We start from the raw sequence: 25,548 nt of genomic DNA on the forward strand, positions 1-25,548 counted from the left end.
CACGCGTTCTCAGTGACAACGAACTCCTCCTGGCCGGCGGGTTTCTCACCCGAGAAGGTCCCCGTGATTGGTATTGGGTACGACGGGTCGACCGGCTACCCCGCGATCAATATTGATGACAACCTCGGTACGGACATCTTCAAGAAGCTCATCGCTTCGTCCCTTGCAGGCGCTGAATATGCCGAGACCGCTATCGACAAGTTCGAGAAGTCGCAGCCCAAGGGCTGCGACACCAAGTACATCGCGGCTGGGTACTCTCAGGGCGCAATGGCAGCACGCAGCATCGCCGACATGAACAATGACGTTATCGGCGTCATCGACTTCGGCGACCCCTATCAGATGCCTGGTGCACCGGCCATTGAAGGCGATACCGAAGGTGAAGGGATCGTTCGCAGTTTTCTCACGGGCGACGGTAAGGACATTGTCGACGCCTTCTACTCCTCCGTCGACCATCAGACAACAATCTGCCACGACCAGGATCCGATCTGCTCGTACAGCTGGCTGTGGGGCATCGGTGGTTTGATCGCCAACATCGACCCGCACCTGACCTACATGAGTGTCGGCGACGAAGCTACCCGCAAAGGGAAAGAGCTCGCGGATCTAGCAGCCGAGCAGTGGGCGCGCGGAACAACACCCACGCCCGCACCACGCAAGGCGATGGATGTCGTCTTCGCCATCGACACCACCGGGTCCATGGGTAGCTATATCGATCAGGCGAGGATGACGGCACGAACCGCCGCGAGCAAAGTGTTCGGCTCAGCGCGAGATGGACGAGTAGGCCTGGTCGAGTACCGCGACTACGGCGACGATTTCATCGCACAGACGGTCGTGCCTTTGACAAGTGACACGGAGCAGTTCTACGCGGGCCTGGATGGGCTATATCCCGCCGGGGGAGGGGACTGGGAAGAAGCGGTTGTCTCCGGCGTCTTCGAGGCAGTGCGCGCAGACTGGAACGAGTCTGCGTCACGGAGCATCATCGTTATTGGCGATGCGCCCGGACACGATCCAGAAGTCGGCACCGAGTACACCTTCTCTCAGATGGCCGACGTTCTGTCCGGCGCTGCACCCGTCCCTGGACCGTGGTCACCGATGCTGCGACGTAGCTCTCCGGATATGGGAGAAAGCCGCGATCAGGCACCTGGATATCGTCCAGAGGGCACCGGCTCCCTGGGTAGCGAGATGAGCATGCTCAGCGCACGGCAACTCCCTGCTGTGGCAGCTGCCGCGGCAGGGAGCAGCATCTCCATCTATGGGCTCTCCTCGGTGCCGGAGCTCTCCGCGCAGCTTGAACCCATTGTCACCGCTACGGGGGGTCAGCTTCTCCCGATTGAATCCTCTGACGCGGTGGGCGATCTGATCCTTGCTGCCATCGACGACGCCTCCGCGGCGCCGGAGGCGTCTCTCGACTTCGCGGGAGTGCCGATCACCGGGTTCCCCGTTGTGTTCAGCGCACGCGGGAGCAATGTAGCTGAACTACCTACGACCTATGAGTTCGACTTTGACGGCGACGCGATTTTCGAGGTGATCAGCGCTGAGGCCGTTGTTGAGCATGTGTATCCGCTCGCGGGTACCTATGAACCGTCCGTCCGCGTCACCGACGGCCGTGGCCGAACCTCGACCGCAGCCGTGACCATCAACGTCCTTCCGGAGGGGACCGCGACCGTTCAGGTGCCAGATCCGTCTAACACGGCGACGGCACTCGAGTACGCCACCTTGTCGTCACCTTCGATGACAGTCGGGGCGCCCGCTCTCTTGACTGTTGCCGACCCTCTTTCAGAAGGCGAGCGAGTCGGCGCAAGGCTGGTGCTGGCAGGAGAACAGGACCCGTGGATGGAACCTGCCGTCACCGCATTTGAGGTGCCCACCACTGGAACCTCGGCCGCCGCTACGATCCCGCCCGGAGTCTCCCCGGGGTCATACGACTTGCTCGTGTTCACTGACCGTGGACGACACGCCGTTCTACCGCTTGTCGTAGAGGAGGCCGCACCGGCTGGTGGCGGGTCATCTCCTTCGCCGACCCAGCCAGCCCCGTTGCCGCAGGCCGGAGGAGTCCCTGAACCTGCTGCCGTCTCCGTCCAGCCGGCGTCTGCCCGCACCCTGTCAGCCACAGGAGGTTCGGCCGACTGGTTGCCTCACCTGGTCGCCGGCGGCGGGCTGCTCGTTCTCTTCGGTGCCGTTCTGATTGCCCGTGTTCGTCGTCACCCGAGTAAGGGGTAAAGCACGAACACCAGCAGCATCGCGACGAGATACCCTGCGAACCCAATCGCGAGTACCGCCACGACGCGAAGGATGTGGCTGGCGACCGAGGCCTTTACCCGAGGGCTTCCGGGCGCGCGCCACAGGAAGTATGCACAGGTCGCCATAAGCGCGAGCGGCACGGACCACAGGAAGACAAAGACTCCGATGTCGCCCAATGAGCCAAACGTGAGCGAACCAATTCTGAGAGGCGCTGAAAGATGACCGCCTGTAGCTGTCGAAAGAGCGGACAAAAGCGGCCACCCCAGTAGTGCCAGGCACCATACAAGGATAAGTAGGACAAAAACGCTACGTGACGCTCTCGCAGTTTGTCTAGACACCGATGCTCCCCGGGTTTTCTCAGTCCTACCTGTTACGCATCTATGCGCTTACAGTGCGCTGAGACAGCTTTTCGTGGCTAGCGTAACGGTTTAGGCCCGTCAGATTTTTCTGCGACCGGGGAGGAATACTGAGTGTTCACGTTAGGTGAAACTCGGGCTAGTAAAACGCCGATAATGCACATTATGTCAGAACCGCTGTGTGGGAAGAAGCGCTCTGGCGAGGCGCCCTTCTGGCTCGATTGCGTGGAGCGTATGGCGCGACCGGCGCCGTGCTCATCTCGTCAGTGGGTTTCGCGGCTGTGCACTTCTATGCGATTCCGGATGGGTGGGCCGGCGTGGCCCTGACAGGGCTCTTTGCTGTCGGCGCGGCCACCTTGTCGTTGTACCTGCGAGGGCGAATCTGGGCTGGTGTCGGGGCGCACATCGTCGCAGACTTCGTTCTACTCGGGTATCTACTGAGACTATGGTGACCACATGAATCAACAGTTCGACGAGATCGTGCAATACCTTCGCGTGCAGCTAGCGGGTAGAGGAGACGTGATCGTGGGAGATAAACAAGTTGCTCTCGTCCCCCGTGGGGAGGGTCTGGTTATCGCCCTCAGCGCGTGTGACGAAGACAGCTTGTTAATTCAGACTGGCTCTGGTCTTCGAATCGGCGTCGGCATCGACCACCCTACGAGCGCTGATGCTTTGGCCGCACCCATCATCGCGATTGTAGATGGACGGCTCGTCGAGCACCTGCCGCCGACCTTCACTCTAGACATCGGTGGGGGCGCTTCGCTCAGCACACGTCAGCCAGACGACGCCACTGCCGTTCCTCAACCCGCGTGGGGCCGATCATCATCGCTTCGGGCGTGAGCTCAATGCCGCGCTGTCTGTCAGGACACTGACGCGTGTCCGACGAAGGGTGCGTCGGTGCGGTGAACTCAACGGTAGTATCGCCGTCTCACTTATCGGGTCGACTGATAGGTGAAGGCTGGTCGCTGCTGTTGCCTTCCGTGGGTGTCGCGGGATCGGCGGCGTGTTCAACGGTCGGTCCCGTCAACGGCCCCTCGTTCCCGTTGGGTGTGACTCCCGTCGACATTCGGCTCGGTAGGCTCCCCGTGGTTTGGCCCGCCGCCGTAGCCCACGCGCTCGGAAGCGACGGCCATATCTATACCTGGGGCAGTAATTCGGGCGGGGCACTCGGTCGCTCGAACGGCGAGGAGCACCCGGAGCCGACCGCCGTGGACTCCAGGGTCTACGTGGACTTCGACATTTACGACGGATCGACTCTTGCCGTCGATGACTCAGGTGACGTCTGGGCCTGGGGGAACTGGTCCTCGACCGGTGCTCCCACTTCTGGACTCGACACCCCCACGCTCGCACTCGACGGCGCCGATTCCGTAGCGGTCGAAGGCCGCCTCGTGCTCGACGAAGAGGGGGCACTGACCGAGCTACGCACCTGGTACGACGAAGACACGTACGAGGAGGTGGTCGACTGGGTGGACGTCACCCCTGTCGGCGTGAGTTTCTCCAAGATCCTGTACGCCGACTGGAGTTATTACGCTCTCGACACAGCAGGCGATGTCTGGGCATGGGGATACGGCTATAGCCCGATCACCGAAGGGTACGATCCTGAAACAGGCACGTCTCCAACCTACCCAGCCAAGATCGTGAGCACCCACACGTACGACGACATCACTGCGGGCCCGAACGGCGTCATCTATACGACAACCGCAGGAGAATCGATCTCGGACGTGCCCGGCGGGTCATTCCTCGACGATGGCGTGGTGTTGCCCGCCCCGCCGAACCCACTCAACGCCGACGGGTTCGACCTCTGGGGCGAGAAGTGGATGCTCGACTGGGACGTAGCTGAGGAGGAGTACTCCTTGCAGCGCCTATCCCCCCCACCATCAAGGTTGCTCAGTGCCGCCGACTCTCCACTGCGATGCTGGTTCGACGTATGACCGCGAACGGGGGGCGACGCGGGCACGGCACTGTGGCGCTCGCGCTTGTCGTCATGGTTGGGGCGGCCAGTCTGACCGGATGCCGGCCTCAAGGAGTCGACATCCCGAAAGGATGGGAGAATCTCCAGCCGTGCCCCCAGCGGGAGATCCGCGTGGAGGACCTCCCACAGATCGGTAAGCCGGGCTGTGACCTCGCGTTCTCCACAGTGGTCTTCGAGGGGGATTACGCCGATTACGCCTTCGCGTGGGAGGCCGGAGGGGGCTGGCCTGTCGTCGAGATAATCTCGGTCGGTTACGTCACCGCGCCGACGAAGGTGGTCGATGGCAAAACGAGGGAAGTGCTTGTCGTCAACTGGGGTGTCCCCGGCGTCGGGGTGGCGTCCATCGAGGACGGGAAGCTGAGGGCCATCTGGGCGACCAGCCCCGAGGCCGAAGACCTCCAGTATCGGCAGCTCGAAGTCGGAGGCATCGTCGTCGACGTCGACTGACCACAACCGACGCGACGAAGCCCGACCGGATCCTTGACCGTAAAGGGCGCGTCTGACGATCGCAAGGGTGCCGACGGTAAGGCACCGGAGGCGTCGCGATCCCCGTGAGTCCGACGTCAGGTCTCGTCGACGGCCCCTGACCACACCCAGCATCGATGCTCTCGATCTCCGACGGTGAACGTGATACCGACGGCATCGGGCGTCCACCTGGCGGCGATCGCATCGAGCCGAACGGGAATGTTCCCGAACCGGAACCACCCACGAACCTTCCGCCGCGGCCGCGGGTCGATCGTCAGCGGCACCTCGTCCAGCCGCAGCTCCATCGGCGCGTCGGTGATCTCGAGCTCGAAGAACTCGCTGTCATTCTCCTCGGCTGCCAGGTCGCGCGCGAGCCGGGCACGCACGGAGCGGACCGGGAGCGGTGTCCGGTCGTGGTCGTCGAGGATCGCGACGAGCGGCAGGTCGCTCCCGAAGGCGTTGTCAGGAGCGTAGGAGTTCACGCCCCATTCATCGATGAGCGCGAGCGTCCGGATCGCATGGGCGGAGAGCGGGCGCTGCCTGCTACTCATGCGCGCCGCCGCTGAGGACCGGGAGATCGTCGCTACGACCGGGCGTTCCATCCACGGGATATCAATTCCGTAGCCGCACCCGCGGCATCGATAGCCGCCATCGACGGTGTACATCACGGTCCCACACGCTCCGCATCGCGGCTCGGCGCCGATGTCGAGTTCGCCATCCATGGGTAAAGGCCTTTCGACACACTTCTTGTTGCTCCGCCTGAAGGGCGGAGGCTCCCATGACAACCCCGCAGAACACGCCACCGCAGACTGCCGTGTGGTTCTTCGTCTTCGACGACGCGCCGCCGTGGGTGCGCTGGGTGACGCTGACCGTCGGGCTCCTCGTCGTCGTCGCCGGCGGCGTTCAACTCGGCCGCGAAGTCACCCAACGCCGGTCGGTGCGAGAACAGCGTTCATCCGAAGAGCCGCCCGACGCCCTCTGACCGAGCGACCTCGACAGCGCCGCGGAGCTGATCCAGGATGGTTGTCCATTCCACCCGGTATCGCTCCCCCGGCTCCGCATCGCTCCAGGGGCCGGTGTGGTCCAGAGAGACGCGGCATCCGCTCGCGAGTGCCGTCACCACGAGGGTGCACGACTCCCCGACCGACACCCCGTTGCTGTCAGACCACACCCACTGGAACGCCAGCCGGCCCGACACGCGATCCACCTCCGTGTACGTGCCCGCGACAACGATGCCTTCCGACGCGGCTTCGATCCGGTACGTGCCGCCGGCGCGGGCATCGACCGCGACACGCACGTCCTCCCACTCCGCCCACCACCATGCGCGAAGGCCGTAGGTCGTAGTCAGTGCCGTCCAAACCCGGCTCACCGGCGCGGCAAGATCGACCTCGAGGTGCAGCGCGTGCGCCATGTCATCCGTCACCCGTCGAGTCAACCACGGGTCGACCGACATCTCAGCGCAGCGGCGTCCACCCGAGCGGCAACGGGCCGTCGCCCTCGGCCCGCTCCCGATCGACGTCAGCCGACCAGCCCTGCGCCGCGCCATCACCATCGAACCCACCCCGGGCGAAGCGCACACCGACGTCATCGTGGTGCATGCGGGGCGCTCCCCCACGCCGCGTCGATGCGCGGACGCTCCACGCGTCGTCGGCGAATCCGCCACCGCGGAACACGCGATAGTCCCGATAGCGGGCGGGGTCCAGCAGATCCCAGCACCACTCCCAGGTGTTGCCGAGCGTGTCGAAGAGCCCGTGGAGATTCGGCACCTTGCCGCCGACGTTCTGCGGATGGTTGAGCCCGTCCCCCGCGGTCCATGCGACATCGGGCAGCGGACCGTAGTGGGCCCCCGTCGATCCCGCACGACACGCGTACCCCCACTCCGCCTCGGTCGGGAGGCGATACCCGTCGGCGTCAAGATGCCAGGTGACGTCCTCGCCCTCGAAGGTGTAGGCCGCATCCCAGCCCTCCCATTCGGAGGCCGCGTTGCACAGCCGCACGGCCCGCAGCCAGCTCACGTCGACCGCGGGGCGGCGTGGATGCGGCGCGGGTTCACCGAGCAACTCGGCGACCTGCTCTTGTGTCACGGCGTACACACCGATGTCGAACGGCTCGAGATCCACCGTGCGTCGGAGCTTTCGGCGCGCGTCGTGAAGCGTCACGCTTCCCGCATCCATCCGCGCCATCTCGAAATCGACCACGCAGGAACTCTAAGCCGTGCGGGCAGGTCCGTGGGCCGGAGTAGCGTGGACGGGTGCCCTCCCCCCTCCGCGACCGTCTCGCCGGGCCGGATGCGCGAGCCTGGCTGATCTGGAGCGTCGGGGTCGCGGCCTACATGCTCGCCGTCGTGAACCGCAGCTCATTGTCGGCAGTCGGTGTCGATGCCGCCGACCGCTTCCAGGCCGACGCCGCGACGCTGTCGATGTTCGCCGTCGTGCAACTGGCTGTCTACGGTGGCATGCAGATCCCCATCGGACTCTTGCTCGACCGCTACGGTGCGCGCCCGATCATGACGATCGGCATGCTCTTGATGGCCGTTGGACAGCTCACCATGGCCCTCTCCCCCAGTGTGGGCGTGGCGATCTTCGCCCGGGCGCTGTTGGGCGCAGGGGATGCCGCGATCTTCCCGGGCGTGCTCCGCCTCGTCGCGACGTGGTTCCCGGCTCAGCGCGGACCGCTCATGAGCCAGCTCACCGGCCTCGTCGGTCAGGGCGGACAGCTCCTCGCCCTGGCGCCGTTGGCGGCGCTCCTCCACGCGACAACGTGGACGATCACGTTCGGAAGTATCGCCGGACTGTGCGTCGTGTTCGCGATCCTGGTGGCCCTGCTGATCCGCAATCATCCGCCCGATCGTGTCGCGGATGTCTCCGTGAACACCGACACCGGGACGATTCAGGTGGTCCGCTCATCGGTCGATACGGGGGTCGGCATCCGGGCCGCCTGGGCACATCCCGGTACACGGCTCGCCTTCTGGTCGCACTTCACGACCCCGTTCGCCGGCACGGCGTTCATTCTGCTGTGGGGCGTGCCCTTCCTCATGGCGGGCGAGGGCCTCACCCGAGCTCAGGCGACCGGTGTCACGTCCGTCTACGTCGCCGTCGGAATGCTGCTCGGTCCGGTGATGGGCGAGATCTCCCGCCGTATCCCCCATCTGCGTTCGCGCGCGCTGGTTCTTCCGGCAGTCGCGACGCAGATGATCGTCTGGACGATCGTGATCGCCTGGTCGGGACCCGCTCCGCTCTGGCTGCTCTACGTTCTGGCATTCGGCCTCGCGATGGGCGGACCGGCATCCATGATCGCGTTCGACCATGCCCGCACACACAATCCCGCGCATCGGTTGAGCACGGCCACCGGCATCACCAACGTCGGCGGATTCCTCGCGGCCCTCATCGCCATCTTCGCGATCGGTCTGGCCCTCGATCTTCAGGGAGCCGGCACTCCCGAGACCTACCGATTGGATGCCTTCCGGCTCGCGTTCCTCACGCAGTATCCGCTGTGGATCCTCGGCTGGACGTTCATTGTGATCGAGCGGCGACGGACGCGCATTCTCCTCGGCATGGATCCGCCGCGCCCGCCGCGCCCGACACGCTGAGGCGACAGGTGCGCCGCCTCAGCACGGGGGTCAGACGGTCGGGTCGCCGCTTGTACGAGATTCCGTCTGGGTCACTCGCTCACCGCCGACCGGGTCGACCGTCCGCGTGGTCTGCGCCGTTGAACGGCGACGGAACATGAAGAGGAGGCCGAGCAGAAAGATGAGCGCGCCGGCACCCATCAGGATGTAACCGATCATGTCGAGGTTGACATACGTGACGTCGACGTCGACCGCGAAGACGAGAATCGCGCCGATGACGAAGAGGGCAATGCCTGCACCAATACTCATGAGAACTCCTTCGGGTGGGGACAATCCCTCATATTCCCGAGCGTTCGCGCCCCGCGCCAGGCCCTTGACACTGAACAGCCGCCTGTGGCATGCGGGGCCTCATCACGACGGTGCGACGTCGACCCAGCTCCCGCCGAACTTCGGCTCGCGGCCATCTCCGGATGAGGTCCCCGTCAGACGCCGACGAAACCAGGGGCCGAGGTGCTCGCGGAAGTACTCGCCTCGCGCCAAGCGTGCCGCCTCAGGAAGCTCGGGCAGAGACCACCACCCGTTCGGCACGTGCTCCCCCAGGGCCTCCAGGACACGCGCGGCGACGCGGTGGTGGCCCCGGCTGTTCATGTGCAGCCGGTCCTCCGACCAGAACGAGGGATCACTCAGCGCCGCATCCGGCCAGTTGAGTGCCTGGATCACGTCTGAACGACCCTCCATGCGTTGGACGACCGCCGCCGACATCAGGTCGCCGCGTCGTTGGATGAGCGTGCTCATGGGCAGCTGCGCGGACGGGTTCGCGCCAGACAGAAGGATCAGACGCACACCTTCTTCGTCGCAACGACGCAACACATGGGTGAACGCGTCGGCGATCGAGTCGATCGAGGTGCGGGGGCGGAGCATGTCGTTGCCTCCGCCGTTGAACGACAGGTGCGTCGGCTTCAGGGCGAGAGCGGGCTCGAGCTGCTCTTCGACAATCGGCCACACGAGCTTCCCGCGGATCGCGAGATTGGCGTAGTCGATCGCGTGACCACGGGATGCCGCCCATCCCTGAGCGACGAGATCGGCCCACCCGCGCACAGTCCCGTCCGCGCGCTCATCACCGACGCCCTCGGTGAAGGAGTCGCCGATCGCGACGAAACGGACAGCATCCATCACCTCAGCCTATGCTCAGCGATCGTCGAGAGCCTCGCCCCGCACATCGACGAGACCCCACGCTGCTCCGGCGGCAACGATGAAGAAGGCCGCGAACACGACGAAGAGGAGCGGAGCGCCGCCCAGCCCCAGGAGCATGGGCACGGTCAGAGGCGCCACGATCGACGCGATACGTCCGACACCGGCCGCCCACCCTGAGCCCGTCGCGCGAAGAGAGGTCGGATACATTTCCGGTGTCACGGCGTAGAGGGCGCCCCACGCTCCGAGGTTGAAGAACGACAGAGCCATGCCGGCCGCGATGATGGCGACTTCCGTGCCCGCCGTACCGAAGAACACCGCGGCGACGGCCGAACCTGCAAGGAACACCGACAGGGTCACGCGCCTCCCCCACACCTCGATCAACCACGCGGCGACGGCGTAGCCGGGGAGCTGGGCCAACGTGATGATCAGCGTGAATCCGAAAGACTTGACGAGGTCGTATCCCTGCGAGAACAGGATGGTCGGAATCCAGATGAACGCGCCGTAGTACGCGAAGTTGACACAGAACCAGACGATCCAGAGGGACCCGGTGCGCACCCGGAACTCCGCCGACCACAGCGCCCGCAACCGCGATCCGCCCGTCATGACCGTCACGGGCGACGCGGGACGGGCCGTGCGGCGCCGTGTGTCCGAACCGAGCGCGGCGGACTGTTCGAATCGTGTGACGACGGCATCCGCGTCGGCGTACCGGCCCTGTCGCTCGAGCCAGCGGGCCGATTCGGGGAGCCCCCACCGGACCACGAGCGCGTAGACGGCGGGAATCGCGCCGAGCGCGAACGCCCATCGCCAGCCTTGGTCGACGTTGGGGATGACGAAGAATCCGATGAGTGCGGCAGCTGTCCAGCCGACTGCCCAGAACGCCTCCAGGATCACGATCAGACGTCCGCGCATACGTGCGGGCGCGAACTCGCTGACGTACGTGCTGGCGACGGGAAGCTCGGCGCCGAGCCCCAGACCGACGACAACGCGGAGGATCAGGAGCGCCACGATTCCCCCGGCCAAGGCGCTCGCCCCCGTCGCGACCCCGTACACCAAGAGAGTGATCGCGAACACCGAGCGCCGGCCGAAGCGGTCGGCGAGGAGCCCGCCGAGGCTCGCGCCCACCGCCATCCCGAGGAACCCCGCGGAGGCGATCCACGAGGCCTGCTCACCGGTCAGCGACCATTCGGCGACGAGAGCGGCCAAGATGAAGGACACGAGGCCGACGTCCATCGCATCCAGCGCCCATCCCAGGCCCGAACCGGTGAGCACCTTGAGGTGCGCGCGCGTGAAGGGCAGGGCGTCCAGACGCCCGGCAACCGAGGCCTCAGCGGTATCCGTCATGAGTGAATGCTACGGATATGGCGCCTGCGCCGTCGCCATCGACCTACCGTGCGGTGAGCATGTCGACGACGAGCGGCGCGACACGCGTGCCGTACAGCTCGATCGATCGCATCATCTTCGCGTGCGACAGCGTGCCGTTCGAGTACTTGAGGTCGAACCGGTCGGCGTCCAGCACCGACACCGTCGCCGCGATCTTCCGGGCAACGGTCTCCGGAGACCCGGCGTAGATCGCGCCGTCCGGACCCACATCGTGCTGGAACTGCATCCGACTGTAGGGGGGCCATCCTCGTTCCGCGCCGATCGCGTTGCGATTCGCCTCCATCGCGGGGTACAGCTCTTCCCACGCCTGCTCGTCGGTGTCCGCGATGTGGCCTGGAGAGTGCACCCCCACCGGCAAGCCGTGACGGCCGAACTGCTCGAGCGACCGGTGGAAGAGATCGACGTACGGCCGGAACCGCGCGGGGGATCCCCCGATGATCGCCAGGAGCAGACCGTATCCGTACCGCGCGGTGCGGACGACGGATTCCGGCGATCCGCCGACGCCGACCCAGGCGGTGAGGCCGTTCTCCGTCTTGGGGAAGACGTCGGCTTCGTGCAGGCCGGCGCGCGTCGTGCCCTGCCAGGTGACCGGCTTCTCCTGCATCATGCGCGAGAAAAGGTCGAGCTTCTCTTCGAACAGCACCTCGTAGTCGGCGAGGTCGTAGCCGAAGAGCGGGAAAGACTCGGTGAACGAGCCGCGGCCGAGAATCACCTCTGCGCGGCCGTGGGAGACAGCATCCAACGTCGCGAACCGCTCGTACAGGCGGACCGGATCATCGCTGGAGAGCACGGTGACGGCCGTGCCGAGGCGGATGCTGTCCGTCCGCGCAGCGGCAGCCGCCAGGACGATTTCGGGACTAGAGATCGCAAACTCGTGGCGGTGGTGCTCCCCCACTCCGAAGAAGTGCAACCCGACCTGATCCGCGAGCACGGCCTGATCGACCGTGTCGCGGATCGCCCGCGCGTCACTGACGCGCTGACCGTTCTCGTCGATCGTGATGTCACCGAAAGTGTCGAGTCCCAGCTGCAGCGAAAAAGTCACCGGCCGCCCTTTCTATCCAAATGAATGTAACGGACGGCCGGTGAGAGTATTCCCGAGCGATCAGGAGCCCGAGAGTGCCATCCGCAAGGTGTCGAGGCCGACCCCGCCGACGGCCAGTGCCTTCCGGTGGAACGTCTTGATGTCGAAGGCGATACCGGCCCGCTCGGCGGCATCGTCACGGATCTGTTCCCAGATACGCTGTCCGACTTTGTAGGACGGCGCCTGCCCGGGCCAGCCGAGGTAGCGGTTCACCTCGAACTGGATGAACTCGTCCGACATGTTCACGTTCCGGCGCATGAAGGCGAGTGCGTACTCGGCGTCCCAGATTCCGTTGCCGTCGAGGCGGGGCTTCTCGAGGTGCACGCCGATGTCGAGCACGACACGGGCCGCGCGCATCCGCTGACCGTCGAGCATGCCGAGCCGGTCGGCTGGGTCGTCCAGGTAGCCCAGTTGTTCCATCAGGCGCTCGGCGTACAGCGCCCATCCTTCGGCGTGGCCGCTGGAGCCCGCGAGGAGTCGGCGCCAGGAGTTCAGCTCGGCGCGGTTGTAGACCGCCTGCGCGATCTGCAAGTGGTGTCCGGGGACGCCTTCGTGATAGACGGTGGTGAGTTCACGCCACGTGTCGAACGAGTTCACACCCTCCGGTACCGACCACCACATGCGACCGGGGCGCGAGAAGTCGTCCGTAGGACCGGTGTAGTAGATGCCGCCCTCGTGGGTCGGCGCGATCATGCATTCGAGCGTCCGGATCGGTTCTGGAATATCGAAGTGGGTTTTGCCGAGCTCGGCCACCGCGCGATCACTCGTGGCCTGCATCCACTCCTGCAGCGCCTGTGTGCCGCGCAGTTTCCGTGATTCATCGGCCTCGAGGAAGGCCACCGCCTCCTCGACACTCGATCCGGGCAGGATCTCGCCCGCGACCGACTCCTGTTCGGCGACCATGCGCGCGAGCTCTTCGATGCCCCATTCATAGGTCTCATCGAGGTCGATGGTCGCGCCGAGGAAGCGCCGCGAGTGGAGGGCGTACAGCTCGCGCCCGACCGCATCCTTCTCGGTCGCCGCCGGCGCCAATTCGGCACCGAAGAACGCCGCGAGCTGGTCATAGGCCACGCGTGCCGCATTGGCATTGTCGGCGAGGTCGCGGGCGAGGGAGGCCGGCAGCTGGCCCTCGGCGGGTGCCGCTTCGCCGGCGAACTCGGCAAAGAAGCCGGTGTCCGCGGTGTATCGCGCGATTTGAGTTGCCACTTCGCTCACCTGCCGGCGTGCCGGCACGACACCGGATGCGATCCCTTGCCGCAGCGTCTCGACATAGCCATGCAGCGACTCAGGGACGGCCTTCAATCGCGCCGAGATGACCGACCAGTCCTCCACCGTGTCGGTGGGCATGAGGTCGAAGACGCTCCGGAGATCCTGCGCGGGCGAGGCGATCACGTTCACATCGCGCAGGTGGGCGCCCACGTCGTGCAGGGCGATATCCAGTTCAAGATCGGACTCGAGGTCGGCCTTCGTGACCCGATCGACGTCGTCGAGCGGCTCGGCCGCCTGCAGTGCGTTCAAGGTCGCGCGCGTTGCGGCGAGACGCGCCTCTGTCCCGGCCGGTGATAGGTCGTCGAGGCGATCGTTGAACTCGAAGCGGCCGATGTAGGTCGCAAGTCCTGGGGAGAGCTCGGCAACGGTGTCGACCCAGGCGTCGGCGATCGCATCGATCGGCGTAGAGGTACGCGGTGCATCAGTCATGCGTACGAGCCTACGACGACCGGCACGAGCCCGCGGGGTGGTCAGTGCGGTCCCCGGTCAGTGTCCTGCGATGTCCCAATTCGCGCCGCGGCCGATCTGCACGTCGAGCGGCACCGTCAGTTCGGCGGCATCGCCCATGCGGTCATGGACGATGCGTTCGACCTCATCCCACTCCCCCGGTGCGATCTCGACCACGAGCTCATCGTGAATCTGCAACAGCACTCGCGAGGCGAGGTCGTTCGCGCGCAACTCGTCGTGGATACGGAAGAGAGCGATCTTCATGATGTCGGCGGCGCTCCCCTGAATCGGAGCGTTCAGCGCCGCGCGCTCGGCATTCTCGCGCAGCACCCGATTCGGGCTGGCAAGATCGGGGAACGGGCGCCGGCGGCCGAAAATCGTCTCGGTGTAGCCGTCGATCCGCGCCTGCTCGACCGAGGATCGCAAGTAGTCGCGGACGGCGCCGAATCGCGCGAAGTACTCCGTCATGAGCCGCTTCGCCTCAGCCTGTTCGATGCGTAGCTGCTTGGAGAGCCCGAACGCACTAAGCCCGTACACGAGGCCATACGACATCGCCTTCACCTTGGTGCGCATGGCGGGCGTGACATCGGCCGGCTCCACGCCGAAGACGCGGGCGCCCACGAATCGGTGGAGGTCTTCCCCCGAGTTGAACGCCTCCACGAGCCCCACGTCGCCGGACAGATGCGCCATGATGCGCATCTCGATCTGCGAGTAGTCCGCCGTCAGCAGGGTCTCGAAGCCGTCCCCGACCTCGAACGCGGCGCGGATGCGGCGGGACTCTTCGTTGCGGATCGGGATGTTCTGGAGGTTCGGGTCGGTACTCGACAGCCGGCCCGTCTGGCTGCCGGTCTGCACATAGGTCGTGTGCACCCGGGCATCGGGTCCGATCGCGGCATCGAGCGATTCGATGATCTGGCGGAGCTTGGTCGCCTCACGGTGCTGCAGAAGAAGATCCAGGAACGGATGCGGGTTCGTTTCCTGCAGGTCGGCGAGGACGGCAGCATCCGTCGAGTAGCCGGTTTTCGTCTTGCGAGTCTTGGGGAGCTCGAGTTGCTCGAACAGCACCTCCTGCAGCTGTTTGGGCGAGCCGAGATTGACCTCGCGTCCGATCTCGGCGTATGCCAACTGGGCGACTGCCTCAGATCGCGCCCCGAGCTCTGCGGAGAATGAGGACAGCTTCTCGTGGGACACCGCGACCCCGGCGAGCTCCATATCTGCCAGCGCCTCGAGAGTGGGCAACTCGATGTCGCTGAGCACGGTCGCCACCGAGTCCGGGAGCTCGTCACGCACGGCCTCCGCGACGCGCAGGCAGTACCAGGAGAGCTGTCCGGCGGTCGCGCCCTCGGTCTCGGGAACCAACTGCGTGGGATCGGCTTCGGGCAGCTTCTCGTCGAGGTAGCGATCGACGAGATCAGCCAGCCCCTTGTCGGGGAAGCTCGGGCGCAACAGCCACCCGGCCAGCACCGGATCGAACGCGAGCCCGCCCAGTCTCACCCCTGCCCGGCGGAGCGCCTTGACCTGCGACTTGGCGTCCGCGATGACCTTGGGCGCGGTCCCGGTGAGCCATTCCGTCAGAGCTGCGGCCACGGCATCCGACCACGTCGCCTCGGCGACCGCGTCGGCGGTGGCGAGACCGATACGGGCGGGCAACCCGCCGACGGTCGTGAGCGTCAGAGCGATCTCGCCCGCGCTACCCGCAACCCATGCTGCGAGGGCGGGGGCGTCGAGCTCGGTCGGTGTCGGGGCGACGACTGCCGGTGGCGCGGAGGCGGCGACCGCCTCAGCATCTGCACCGATCGCGTCGAACACGCGCGGGAGAAGAGTCTTGAACTCGAGCCGGGCGAAGATGTCGCGGACGGCTTGCGCATCGACCGGCTGCACGGCGAGGTCGCCAGGGGTCACCGGCAGCTCGACATCGCGCAGGAGCGCGTTCAGCGAGCGGTTGCGCCGCACATCGTCGAGATGCTCGCGCAGGTTGCCGCCGACCACACCGGTGATCTTCTCGGCGTTTTCGATCAGTGCGTCGAGCGTGCCCCACTGGGTCAGCCATTTGACAGCAGTCTTCTCGCCCACCTTCGGCACCCCGGGCAGGTTGTCGCTCGTCTCCCCCACGAGCGCCGCGATGTCCGGATAATTCGCGGGTGGCAGCCCGTACTTTTCGACCACGGCATCCGGCGTGTAGCGCTTGAGCTGCGAGACGCCCTGCACACTCGGGTAGAGGAGCGTGACGTCGTCTGTGACCAGCTGAATCGTGTCGCGGTCGCCCGAGCAGACGAGCACGTCGAAGCCCTGCTCGGCGCCCTGCGTCGCGAGCGTCGCGAGGATGTCGTCTGCCTCGATCCCCTCCTTCGTGAGGACGGTGACGTTCATCGCCTGAAGGCACTCCTGCAGGAGAGGGATTTGACCCTTGAACTCGGACGGAGATTCAGAGCGGGTGGCCTTGTACTCGGGGTAGACGTCGGTGCGGAACGAGTGTCGGGACGTGTCGAACGCCACCGCGAGATGAGTGGGCTTCTCTGCTGTGACGAGGTTCACGAACATCGACAGGAACCCGTAGATCCCGTTGGTGTGCTGGCCGTCCTTCGTCGTGAAATTGTCGACCGGGAGGGCGAAGAACGCACGATATGCCAGCGAGTGGCCGTCGACAACGAGGAGGGTAGGCTTTCCGGAGTCCGTCACCTAAGCAACTCTAGACGCGGGTGCCGACACCGGAAATCCCGCACAGACGCGCCCGAAGGTGAACGATGAGCTCCGAACACTCCCCCACAGACACCGACGGCATCGCCTGGGCCACCCGGCGCGGAATGGGTGCCCTCGCCGAGAAGATGGGCATCCAGTTCACCGAATTCTCTGTCGAGCGCGCGGTGGCGACCATGCCCGTCGAGGGCAATACGCAACCCGTCGGCCTCCTGCACGGTGGGGCATACGTCGTGCTCGGCGAATCGCTCGGATCGATGGCGGCGAACCTGCACGCCGGCCCCGCGCGACTGGCCGTCGGTGTCGACATCAACGCGACCCATACGCGGTCGGCGACGAGTGGCATCGTGACCGGTGTCTGCACACCGATCCACCTCGGCCGCACCATGACCGTGCACGAGATCGTCGTCTCCGACGATCAGGGCCGGCGCTGCTCGACGATCCGCATCACGAACATGATCAAGGATCTCCCCCGCGCGTAGCTCCCGCGGCATCCCTCATCACCGCTGGTGGGCGAGGAGCGGACTCAGCCCTTCTTCGGGGAGAGCTGCTCGATGATCGCTTTCGCGACGTCCTGCATCGTGAGGCGGCGGTCCATCGAGGCCTTCTGAATCCAGCGGAACGCCTCCGGCTCGCTGAGGCCCATCTTCTCGTTCAGGAGGCCCTTGGCCCGATCGACGAGCTTGCGGGTCTCGAAGCGCTCGACCATGTCGGCGACCTCGGCCTCGAGCGTGATGATCTGCTCGTAGCGCGCCAGGGCGATCTCGATCGCCGGCAGCAGGTCGTTCGGGGTGAAGGGCTTGACGACGTACGCCAGGGCTCCCGCTTCACTCGCCCGCTCGACGAGCTCCTTCTGGCTGAACGCGGTGAGCAACACGACCGGAGCGACGTGGTTCTTCGAGAGCTTCTCGGCGGCGCTGATGCCGTCGAGGATCGGCATCTTCACATCCATGATCACGAGGTCCGGACGAAGCTCGGTTGCCAGCTGTACAGCGGTCTCTCCGTCACCCGCCTCACCGACGACATCGAAGCCGTTGTCGCGGAGGATTTCGACGATATCCAGGCGGATCAGCGATTCGTCCTCGGCGACGACGACGCGGCGCGGGGCGGTTGCCGAGGGCGGCGGGGTCAGTTCCTGCTCAGTCACCTTTGAATCCTACGGTATCGTCGATCAGGCACAGGCCGGTGTGGCGGAATGGCAGACGCGACCGACTCAAACTCGGTTGACCGAAAGGTCGTGTGGGTTCGACTCCCACCACCGGCACGAAGAGAAGGGCGGATGCCCGGGTCTCCCCCGGCATCCGCCCTTCTCATGTGTATCGCGCGTCAGGCCTCGGCCTTGTAGATCGGCGCCTTGCCGTGCACGGCATCACCGATCCGGTGGATACGGATGTCGTTGGTCGTTCCTTCGATTCCTGGAGGGGATCCGGAGATCACGACGACCTTGTCGCCCTCGGCCGCAAGGCCGTTGCCGAGGAAGAAGTCGTCCACCTGCAGGAACATCAGGTCGGTGTGGGCGACGTGCTCGACGAGGGTGGACTGCACACCCCACGTGAGCGTCATACGACGACGGATCGCCGGGTCGGCGGCGAAGGCCATCATCGGGATGCCGGGGCGCAGGCGCGACATGCGACGCGCCGTGTCGCCCGACTCGGTGAAGATGCAGATGTACTTCGCCTCGACGAACTCGGCCACTTCATTCGCGGCGAGCGTGATGATGCCACCCTGGGTGCGCGGACGCGCGGTGACCTTCGCGATGCGGTCGAGACCGTGCTCCTCTGTGGAGGCGACGATCCGCGCCATGGTCTCGACGACGCCGACGGGGTACTTTCCGACGCTGGTCTCGCCGGACAGCATGACCGCGTCCGCGCCGTCGAGGACGGCGTTGGCGACGTCGCTCGTCTCGGCGCGGGTGGGGACCGGGTTCTCGATCATCGTCTCGAGCATCTGCGTCGCGACGATGACGGGCTTCGCCATACGACGGCAGAGCTCGACGGCGCGCTTCTGGACGATCGGCACGGCCTCCAGGGGAAGCTCGACACCGAGGTCGCCACGGGCGACCATGATGCCGTCGAAGGCGTCGATGATCTCCTCGAGGTTGTCGACAGCCTGCGGCTTTTCGATCTTGGCGATGACCGGAACCTTGCGGCCCTCTTCCGCCATGATCTCGTGCACGCGGGTGACGTCGGCGGCGTTGCGCACGAACGACAGTGCGACCAGGTCGCATCCGTGTTGCAGACCCCACCGGAGGTCCGACTCGTCCTTGTCCGACAGCGCGGGAACGCTCACGGCAACTCCGGGCAGGTTGATTCCCTTGTTGTTCGAGACGGCACCGGCCACGAGGACCTTCGTCGTCACGACGGGGCCGTCCACAGCCGTGACCTCGACGCGGACCTTGCCGTCATCGATGAGCAGCTGGTCACCGGGAGTCACGTCGCCGGGCAGCCCCTTGAAGGTCGTCGAGACGATTTCCTTCGTGCCGATGATGTCTTCTGTCGTGATCTTGAAGACATCGCCGACGGCCAGATCGTGCGGGCCGGCCGCGAACTTTCCGAGGCGGATCTTGGGGCCCTGCAGGTCGACGAGGATGGCGACAGCGCGCCCCGCATCGTCTGCGGCCTTGCGCACGTTGGCCCAGCGGGCATCGTGCTCGGCGTAGTCGCCGTGGCTGAGGTTGAATCGTGTCACGTCGACACCCGCGTCGATGATGGCGCGAACCATCTCGTACGAGGATGTGGCGGGACCGAGGGTGGCGACGATCTTCGCGCGTCTCACTTCACTGACTCCGGTCGGTCGTTCTTCGGTTTATCGGGGATGGTTTCAGCCTACGCGGGGAGGAGGCCGATGGCCACGTCGCGCGGAGCGACGGGCGACGGCAGGGTCGTGCGCCCCATGAGGTATTCGTCCACGGCAGCGGCGGCCGCACGGCCCTCCGCGATCGCCCAGACGATCAAGGATTGGCCACGGCCGGCGTCGCCGGCCACGAACACGCCGGGGGCGGTCGACTGGTAGTCGTCGCCGCGATCAACGTTGCCGCGGCCCGTGAACACGATACCGAGTTGATCGTCCAGGGTGCCGCGCTCCGGGCCGGTGAAACCCATCGCGATCAGAACCAGGTCGGCGGGTATTTCGTGCTCGGTGCCGCTCTTGGGGACGCGACGGCCGTCGACGAACTCGGTCTCGGCCACGCGCACGGCCCGAACTTCGCCGGCGTCGTTGGAGAGGAACTCGACGGTGGAGGCGAGATACGTTCGCTTACCGCCCTCCTCGTGCGCGGAGGACACCTCGAACACGTGCGGGTCCATCGGCCACGGCTGGTGCCCCGGACGCTCGGCCGGCGGTTGCTGTCCGATCGCGAGGTTCGTCACGCTCAACGCGCCCTGACGGTGCGCGGTACCGATGCAGTCGGCACCGGTGTCGCCGCCGCCGATCACGACGACATGCTTGCCTTCTGCGTGGATCTGGTGCGGCACCTGGTCGCCCGCGACGGCCTTGTTGGACTCGACGAGATATTCCATCGCGAAGTGCACGCCGGCAAGATCGCGCCCGGGGATCGCGAGCTCCCGCGGCAGTGTGGATCCGGTGGCGATCACCACGGCGTCGTAACGGGCCCGCAGGTCGTCCCACGTGATGTCGACGCCGATCTCGACACCCGCGCGGAAGCGGGTGCCCTCATCCTGCATCTGACGCAGGCGCGTCTCGATGTGACGCTTCTCCATCTTGAAATCGGGGATCCCGTAACGCAGCAGTCCGCCGATGCGGTCGTCGCGCTCGTACACCGCGACCGTGTGGCCGGCGCGTGTGAGTTGCTGCGCGGCGGCCAACCCGGCGGGGCCCGAACCGACCACCGCGATCGTCTTGCCGGTGAGGCGCCCCGGAGGCTCCGCCTCGACCCAGCCGTTCGCGAACGCCTCGTCGATCGTGGAGACCTCGATCTGCTTGATCGTGACCGCGGGCTGGTTGATCCCCAACACACACGAGCTCTCGCACGGCGCCGGGCACAGGCGTCCGGTGAACTCGGGGAAGTTGTTCGTCGAATGCAGACGCTCAATGGCCGCGCGGCCCTCGCCGCGCCACATGAGGTCGTTCCACTCGGGGATCAGGTTCCCGAGGGGGCAGCCCTTGTGGCAGAACGGGATACCGCAGTCCATACAGCGCCCTGCCTGGCGGCGCAGAACCGCAGTGTCGCCCGGTTCGTACACCTCTTTCCAGTCCATGATGCGGACAGGAACAGGCCGACGCGCGGGAAGTTCGCGCTCGGTGACTTTCAGGAAGCCTTTGGGATCAGCCACCGGTCACCTCCATGATGCGGGTCCAGACGACGTCGCCGTCGGGGTCGAGCCCCTCCGCGACCGCGTCTTGACGGGTCTGCAGGACCGCGGCGTAATCGCGCGGCAGGACACGGACGAAGTTCGCGGCCTCGGCCTCGAAATCATCCAGGATGCCGGCGGCCAGCGCCGACTCGGTCTCGGCGACGTGCTGTTCGAGCAGGTCGCGGAGAATCTCGACGTCACCGGAGCCGAGCTCGAGAAGCTCGAGCTCGCCCGTCGTGAGTGCTTCGCGGTTGACGAGCGTGCGGTCGAGCTTGTGGATGTACGCCGTCCCTCCCGACATCCCGGCGCCGAGGTTGCGACCCGTCGCGCCGAGGATGATCGCGAGGCCACCGGTCATGTACTCGAGCGCGTGGTCGCCCACGCCCTCGACGACCGCCGTGGCTCCCGAGTTTCGGACCAGGAACCGCTCACCCACGACACCGCGGAGGAACATGCTCCCCTGCGTCGCGCCGTAGCCGATGACGTTTCCGGCGATGACGTTCTGCGCGGCGTTGAAGGATGCTTGCCGCGGCGGACGGACGACGATGCGCCCCCCGGAGAGACCCTTGCCGACATAGTCGTTCGAGTCACCCTCCAGGCGCAGGGTGATTCCCGGCGGCAGGAAAGCCCCGAAGGACTGGCCGGCTGAACCCGTGAGGTTCACTTCGATCGAGCCGGTGGGCAGGCCGTTGACGCCGTGTGCCAACGTGACACGATTGCCCAGCATGGTACCGACGGCGCGCTCGGTGTTGCGGATCGGCAGCGAGACCTCGAAGTGACCGCCGTGGGCGATGACGTCCTGGGCCTGCTCGATCAGCGGCACATCGAAGTGCTGCTCGAGTTCGTGATCCTGATGACGCGTGTTCCGCCGTGGCACGTCCGAGGCGAAAGCCGGTCCTTCCAGGATCGGGGTGAGGTCCATGCCACTGGCCTTCCAGTGCTCGATCGCACCGTTCACGTCGAGCAGTTCGTTGCGCCCAACCGCCTCGTCGAGGCTGCGGAAGCCGAGTTCAGCGAGGTATTCGCGGACCTCTTGCGCAATGAACTCCATGAAGTTCACGACGAACTCGGGCTTGCCCGAGAACCGGGATCGCAGCACCGGGTTCTGCGTCGCGACACCCACGGGGCAGGTGTCGAGATGGCAGACGCGCATCATGATGCATCCCTCGACGACGAGCGCGGTCGTGGCGAACCCGAACTCTTCCGCGCCCAGGAGCGCGGCGATGATGACGTCCCGGCCGGTCTTGAGCTGGCCATCGGCCTGCACGACGACGCGGTCCCGCATGTCGTTGAGCATGAGGGTCTGCTGGGTCTCGGCGAGGCCGAGCTCCCACGGCGTGCCCGCGTGCTTGAGCGAGTTGAGCGGGCTCGCGCCGGTGCCTCCGTCATGCCCGGACACGAGGATCACGTCGGCGAGGGCCTTCGCCGTGCCCGCCGCAACCGCGCCGATCCCGGACTGGCTCACGAGCTTCACGTGGACACGCGCGGCGGGGTTCGCCCGCTTGAGGTCGAAGATCAGCTGCTTGAGGTCTTCGATCGAATAGATGTCGTGGTGCGGCGGGGGCGAGATGAGTCCGACACCCGGTGTCCCGCCACGGGTGCGCGCGATCCACGGGTACACCTTCGCCGGCGGCAGCTGCCCGCCTTCGCCAGGCTTGGCACCCTGCGCGAGTTTGATCTGGATGTCGTCGGCGTGGGTGAGGTACATGCTGGTGACGCCGAAGCGTCCGGATGCCACCTGCTTGATCGCGCTGCGACGCTCGGGGTCGAGGAGCCGGTCGACGTCTTCGCCACCCTCACCGGTGTTCGACTTGCCGCCGATGCGGTTCATCGCGATCGCGAGCGTCTCGTGCGCCTCTTTCGAGATCGAGCCGTAACTCATCGCGCCCGTCGAGAAGCGCTTGACGATCGAGGACACCGGCTCGACTTCATCGATCGGCACGGGCTGGCGCCCCGCGGTCTTGAGCCCGAACATGCCGCGGAGCGTCTTCAGCTCGGCGGCTTGGTCATCGACCAGCTTCGTGTACTCCCGGAAGACGTCGTAGCGGCGCTCCCGCGTCGAATGCTGCAGGCGGAACACCGTGTCGGGTGTGAACAGGTGCGGAGCGCCGTCACGGCGCCACTGGTATTCGCCGCCGGTCCAGAGGCGCTCGTGTGCGCGCGCCGCGCCATCCTCGGGATACGCGTACGCGTGACGCGCTTCGTTCTCGATCGCGATCTCGGCGATACCGACGCCGCCGAGCTTGGTCTCGGTGCCGGTGAAGTACTGGGCGATGAATTCCTTCGACAGCCCCACGGCTTCGAACGCCTGGGCACCGGCATACGACGAGACGGTGGAGATCCCCATCTTCGACATGATCTTCAAGACGCCCTTGCCCAGGGCGTAGATGAGGTTCTTGACAGCCTTCGCCGGCGAGATCCCCGTGATGAATCCGGCGCGGACGAGGTACTCCACGGTCTCCATCGCGAGGTACGGGTTGACAGCCGAGGCGCCGTACCCGATCAGAGTCGCGACATGGTGAACCTCGCGGACGTCGCCCGCCTCGACCACCAGTCCGACCTTCATCCGGTTCTCCCGCCGGATCAGGTGGTGGTGCACTGCCGACACCATCAGCAAAGACGGGATCGGGACGAACTCCTGGTTCGAGTCACGGTCACTCAGGACGATGAACTCGACGCCGTCCTCGATGGCGGCATCCACCTCGGCGCACATCTCTTCCAGACGGCTCTGGAGGGACTGCGGGTCCTGATCAGCGCGGTACAGACCGCGGATCGTCACCGAGCGACGCTCGGGCAGAGCCTTGTCGATGTTCTGGAGTTTCGCGAGCTCATCGTTGTCGATCACCGGGAAATCGAGCGTGATCGTACGCGTGTGCTCGGGTCCCCACGACAGGAGGTTGCGCTCCGGGCCGAGGCCGAGAGCGAGCGAAGTGACGACCTCTTCGCGAATCGAGTCCAGTGGCGGGTTGGTCACCTGGGCGAACTGCTGCGTGAAGTAATCGAACAACAGGCGCGGACGCTCGCTCAACACCGCGATCGGGGCATCCGATCCCATGGCGCCCAGCGGCTCGGCGCCGTTCTGGCCCATCGGGGTGAGGAGGATGCGCACTTCCTCCTCGGTGTAGCCGAACGTGCGCTGGCGGCGGGTGATCGAGGCGATGGGGTGGACGATGTGCTCGCGTTCCGGAAGGTCCTTCAGGCGAACGCGTCCGGCATCCAGCCACTCCTGCCACGGTTCCTGCGCGGCAAGCTGCGCCTTGATCTCGTGGTCTTCGATGATGCGCTGGGCGGCGGTGTCGACGAGGAACATGCGGCCGGGGCGGAGGCGGCCGCGCCGCTTGATTCGCGACGGTTCGAAATCGAGCACGCCGGTTTCGCTGCCGATGACGACGAGTCCATCGGTGGTTTCGGTCCAGCGCCCGGGACGGAGTCCGTTGCGGTCCAGCGTCGCACCGACGAGCGTGCCGTCGGTGAAGATGAGCGCGGCGGGCCCATCCCACGGTTCCATCTGCATGGAGTGGTACTCGTAGAAGGCGCGCAATTCGGGCGTGATGTCGGCCTGCTTCTCGTAGGCCTCCGGCACCATCATCATGATGGCGTGCGGAAGACTGCGACCGGTCAGCGTGAGCAGTTCGAGTACCTCGTCGAACGAGGCCGAGTCGCTCGCGCCGACCGTGCAGATCGGCAGGAGCGGGCGGACGTCACCGATCAGCTCGGACTCGAGCTGCGACTGGCGGGCACGCATCCAGTTGCGGTTGCCGCCGACGGTGTTGATCTCACCGTTGTGCGCCAGCATCCGTAGCGGCTGCGCGAGCGGCCAGGACGGGAACGTGTTCGTGGAGTAGCGGGAGTGGACGACGGCCAGTTCGCTCTGGAAGCGTTCGTCCTGCAGATCCGGGTAGAACGGCTCGAGCTGCAGTGTCGTGACCATGCCTTTGTAGCCCAGCGTCCGAGCCGACAGCGAGACGAAGTAGGCGTCGTGCTCGTGGCGTGCGCGCTTGCGAAGGCGGTACACCCGACGGTCGAGCTCGATCCCGCTGAGGGCGGGCGCGTCACCCACCGGCGGGCGCGAGACGAAGAGCTGCTCGAAAGCGGGACGAGCGGCGTGCGCGAGCTTTCCGAGGTGTTCCTGCTCGGTCGGCACCTCGCGCCACCCCAACACCGTCAAGCCTTCGGAAAGGGCGATCTCCTCGACGCCGGCCTTGATCTCAGAGCGCGCGTCATCGTCGAGCGGCAGGAAGGCCATCCCGGCGGCATACTCGCCGACCGGAGGCAGGTCGAAGTCGACGACCTCGCGAAGGAACGCGTCGGGCATCTGCGTGAGGATGCCCGCGCCGTCGCCGGTACCGGCATCCGACCCGATTGCACCGCGGTGCTCGAGGTTGCGAAGGGCTTCCAGCGCGAGCTGAACGATGTCGTGACCCGCGTGACCGCGGAGCGTGGCGACCATGGCCAGCCCGCAGGCGTCCTTTTCAAACGCCGGGTTGTACATGCCCTGCGCCTCGGGGAATGATCCACCGGAGGTACCGACACTGTGGCGGGGGCTCGCTTGCATGGCAACCGTCCTC

At 66.0% G+C, this 25,548-nt stretch carries 21 protein-coding genes and 1 tRNA gene; 9 read left to right on the top strand and 13 right to left on the bottom strand.

The genetic code is table 11. From position 1 onward, the window contains the following. The first annotated feature begins 63 nt into the window (after positions 1-63). From Q0653_RS02840 to Q0653_RS02855, 5 genes are all read left to right on the top strand, one after another. Positions 64-2,217 (top strand): VWA domain-containing protein, encoded by a 2,154-nt coding sequence (locus Q0653_RS02840; protein ID WP_298942416.1) that lies wholly within the window; start codon positions 64-66, stop codon positions 2,215-2,217. 556 nt (positions 2,218-2,773) lie between these two features. Next, a complete protein-coding gene (locus Q0653_RS14035) occupies positions 2,774-3,046 on the top strand; it encodes a CPBP family intramembrane glutamic endopeptidase (RefSeq protein WP_366521951.1) in 273 nt (90 codons plus the stop codon). A 4-nt stretch (positions 3,047-3,050) separates the two neighbouring features. Next, entirely contained in the window at positions 3,051-3,434 is a 384-nt protein-coding gene (locus Q0653_RS02845; RefSeq protein WP_298942418.1) for a hypothetical protein, read from the top strand. Between the two features lie 245 nt (positions 3,435-3,679). Further along, positions 3,680-4,525, top strand: a complete 846-nt coding sequence (locus tag Q0653_RS02850; protein ID WP_298942419.1) for a hypothetical protein — start codon at positions 3,680-3,682, stop codon at positions 4,523-4,525. Then, on the top strand, positions 4,522-5,013 hold the full coding sequence (locus Q0653_RS02855; RefSeq protein ID WP_298942420.1) for a hypothetical protein: 492 nt from the start codon (positions 4,522-4,524) through the stop codon (positions 5,011-5,013). The genes Q0653_RS02850 and Q0653_RS02855 overlap by 4 nt, the downstream gene beginning before the upstream one ends. A 116-nt stretch (positions 5,014-5,129) precedes the next feature. Here the strand turns inward: Q0653_RS02855 and Q0653_RS02860 are convergent, their stop codons facing one another. Continuing rightward, positions 5,130-5,582 (bottom strand): hypothetical protein, encoded by a 453-nt coding sequence (locus tag Q0653_RS02860; RefSeq protein ID WP_298942422.1) that lies wholly within the window; start codon positions 5,580-5,582, stop codon positions 5,130-5,132. A 227-nt stretch (positions 5,583-5,809) separates the two neighbouring features. Between Q0653_RS02860 and Q0653_RS02865 the strand changes: the two genes are divergently transcribed. Continuing rightward, complete coding sequence (locus Q0653_RS02865; protein ID WP_298942423.1) at positions 5,810-6,013, top strand: hypothetical protein; 204 nt, start codon at positions 5,810-5,812, stop codon at positions 6,011-6,013. Here the strand turns inward: Q0653_RS02865 and Q0653_RS02870 are convergent. Both Q0653_RS02870 and Q0653_RS02875 read right to left on the bottom strand, forming a co-directional pair. Beyond that, positions 5,984-6,454 (bottom strand): SRPBCC domain-containing protein, encoded by a 471-nt coding sequence (locus Q0653_RS02870; protein ID WP_298942425.1) that lies wholly within the window; start codon positions 6,452-6,454, stop codon positions 5,984-5,986. The genes Q0653_RS02865 and Q0653_RS02870 overlap by 30 nt on opposite strands. Before the next feature lie 31 nt (positions 6,455-6,485). Beyond that, positions 6,486-7,229 carry an SUMF1/EgtB/PvdO family nonheme iron enzyme gene (locus Q0653_RS02875; protein ID WP_298942427.1) on the bottom strand — a complete coding sequence of 248 codons (744 nt, stop codon included), beginning with the start codon at positions 7,227-7,229 and terminating at the stop codon, positions 6,486-6,488. Between the two features lie 134 nt (positions 7,230-7,363). On the opposite strand from Q0653_RS02875, the gene Q0653_RS02880 reads away from it, so the two are divergent. Then, the gene (locus Q0653_RS02880) at positions 7,364-8,620 is read left to right on the top strand and encodes an MFS transporter (protein WP_298742493.1); all 1,257 of its coding nucleotides are present in this window, start codon (positions 7,364-7,366) and stop codon (positions 8,618-8,620) included. A 30-nt stretch (positions 8,621-8,650) separates the two neighbouring features. On the opposite strand, the gene Q0653_RS02885 is transcribed toward Q0653_RS02880, so the two are convergent. The 6 genes from Q0653_RS02885 to polA form a co-directional block, all read right to left on the bottom strand. Continuing rightward, entirely contained in the window at positions 8,651-8,908 is a 258-nt protein-coding gene (locus Q0653_RS02885; protein ID WP_298942429.1) for a DUF6458 family protein, read from the bottom strand. A 102-nt stretch (positions 8,909-9,010) separates the two neighbouring features. Continuing rightward, the gene (locus Q0653_RS02890; protein ID WP_298942431.1) at positions 9,011-9,772 is read right to left on the bottom strand and encodes an SGNH/GDSL hydrolase family protein; all 762 of its coding nucleotides are present in this window, start codon (positions 9,770-9,772) and stop codon (positions 9,011-9,013) included. Between the two features lie 15 nt (positions 9,773-9,787). Next, complete coding sequence (locus tag Q0653_RS02895) at positions 9,788-11,134, bottom strand: MFS transporter (RefSeq protein WP_298942433.1); 1,347 nt, start codon at positions 11,132-11,134, stop codon at positions 9,788-9,790. A gap of 43 nt (positions 11,135-11,177) precedes the next feature. After that, positions 11,178-12,215, bottom strand: a complete 1,038-nt coding sequence (locus tag Q0653_RS02900; protein WP_298942436.1) for an LLM class flavin-dependent oxidoreductase — start codon at positions 12,213-12,215, stop codon at positions 11,178-11,180. 60 nt (positions 12,216-12,275) lie between these two features. Further along, positions 12,276-13,952, bottom strand: coding sequence for a DUF885 domain-containing protein (locus Q0653_RS02905; protein ID WP_298942438.1), 1,677 nt, complete (start codon positions 13,950-13,952; stop codon positions 12,276-12,278). Positions 13,953-14,009: 57 nt separating this feature from the next. Beyond that, positions 14,010-16,649, bottom strand: coding sequence for a DNA polymerase I (polA, locus tag Q0653_RS02910; protein WP_298942440.1), 2,640 nt, complete (start codon positions 16,647-16,649; stop codon positions 14,010-14,012). 65 nt (positions 16,650-16,714) lie between these two features. Here polA and Q0653_RS02915 point away from each other — a divergent pair, with 65 nt between their 5' ends. Beyond that, positions 16,715-17,149, top strand: a complete 435-nt coding sequence (locus tag Q0653_RS02915) for a hotdog fold thioesterase (RefSeq protein WP_298942442.1) — start codon at positions 16,715-16,717, stop codon at positions 17,147-17,149. Between the two features lie 44 nt (positions 17,150-17,193). Here Q0653_RS02915 and Q0653_RS02920 read toward each other — a convergent pair whose 3' ends face one another. Further along, positions 17,194-17,814: a response regulator gene (locus Q0653_RS02920; protein ID WP_298742422.1), complete on the bottom strand. Its 621-nt coding sequence runs from the start codon at positions 17,812-17,814 to the stop codon at positions 17,194-17,196. Positions 17,815-17,848: 34 nt separating this feature from the next. On the opposite strand from Q0653_RS02920, the gene Q0653_RS02925 reads away from it, so the two are divergent. After that, positions 17,849-17,931 (top strand) — tRNA-Leu (locus Q0653_RS02925). A gap of 62 nt (positions 17,932-17,993) precedes the next feature. Here Q0653_RS02925 and pyk read toward each other — a convergent pair. Genes pyk through gltB form a run of 3 tightly spaced genes read right to left on the bottom strand, consistent with a single transcriptional unit; the run spans position 17,994 to position 25,535 of the window. Continuing rightward, complete coding sequence (pyk, locus tag Q0653_RS02930; protein ID WP_298742421.1) at positions 17,994-19,442, bottom strand: pyruvate kinase; 1,449 nt, start codon at positions 19,440-19,442, stop codon at positions 17,994-17,996. Positions 19,443-19,492: 50 nt separating this feature from the next. Continuing rightward, positions 19,493-20,959: a glutamate synthase subunit beta gene (locus tag Q0653_RS02935; protein ID WP_298942445.1), complete on the bottom strand. Its 1,467-nt coding sequence runs from the start codon at positions 20,957-20,959 to the stop codon at positions 19,493-19,495. Next, complete coding sequence (gltB, locus tag Q0653_RS02940) at positions 20,952-25,535, bottom strand: glutamate synthase large subunit (protein WP_298942446.1); 4,584 nt, start codon at positions 25,533-25,535, stop codon at positions 20,952-20,954. Before gltB ends, Q0653_RS02935 begins: the two co-directional genes overlap by 8 nt. Positions 25,536-25,548: the final 13 nt, after the last annotated feature.

The sequence above is a fragment of the uncultured Microbacterium sp. genome (assembly GCF_947488465.1).
Classification (GTDB): domain Bacteria; phylum Actinomycetota; class Actinomycetes; order Actinomycetales; family Microbacteriaceae; genus Microbacterium.

What these genes read in the sequence shown, in the direction of transcription:
- Q0653_RS02860 (WP_298942422.1), bottom strand. Translation starts at nt 5,582, where the DNA reads ATGAGTAGCAGGCAGCGCCCGCTCTCCGCCCATGCGATCCGGACGCTC.
- Q0653_RS02885 (WP_298942429.1), bottom strand. Translation starts at nt 8,908, where the DNA reads ATGAGTATTGGTGCAGGCATTGCCCTCTTCGTCATCGGCGCGATTCTC.
- gltB (WP_298942446.1), bottom strand. Translation starts at nt 25,535, where the DNA reads ATGCAAGCGAGCCCCCGCCACAGTGTCGGTACCTCCGGTGGATCATTC.
- Q0653_RS02895 (WP_298942433.1), bottom strand. Translation starts at nt 11,134, where the DNA reads ATGACGGATACCGCTGAGGCCTCGGTTGCCGGGCGTCTGGACGCCCTG.
- Q0653_RS02915 (WP_298942442.1), top strand. Translation starts at nt 16,715, where the DNA reads ATGAGCTCCGAACACTCCCCCACAGACACCGACGGCATCGCCTGGGCC.
- Q0653_RS02855 (WP_298942420.1), top strand. Translation starts at nt 4,522, where the DNA reads ATGACCGCGAACGGGGGGCGACGCGGGCACGGCACTGTGGCGCTCGCG.
- Q0653_RS02905 (WP_298942438.1), bottom strand. Translation starts at nt 13,952, where the DNA reads ATGACTGATGCACCGCGTACCTCTACGCCGATCGATGCGATCGCCGAC.
- Q0653_RS02890 (WP_298942431.1), bottom strand. Translation starts at nt 9,772, where the DNA reads ATGGATGCTGTCCGTTTCGTCGCGATCGGCGACTCCTTCACCGAGGGC.
- Q0653_RS02845 (WP_298942418.1), top strand. Translation starts at nt 3,051, where the DNA reads ATGAATCAACAGTTCGACGAGATCGTGCAATACCTTCGCGTGCAGCTA.
- Q0653_RS02865 (WP_298942423.1), top strand. Translation starts at nt 5,810, where the DNA reads ATGACAACCCCGCAGAACACGCCACCGCAGACTGCCGTGTGGTTCTTC.
- Q0653_RS02880 (WP_298742493.1), top strand. Translation starts at nt 7,364, where the DNA reads ATGCTCGCCGTCGTGAACCGCAGCTCATTGTCGGCAGTCGGTGTCGAT.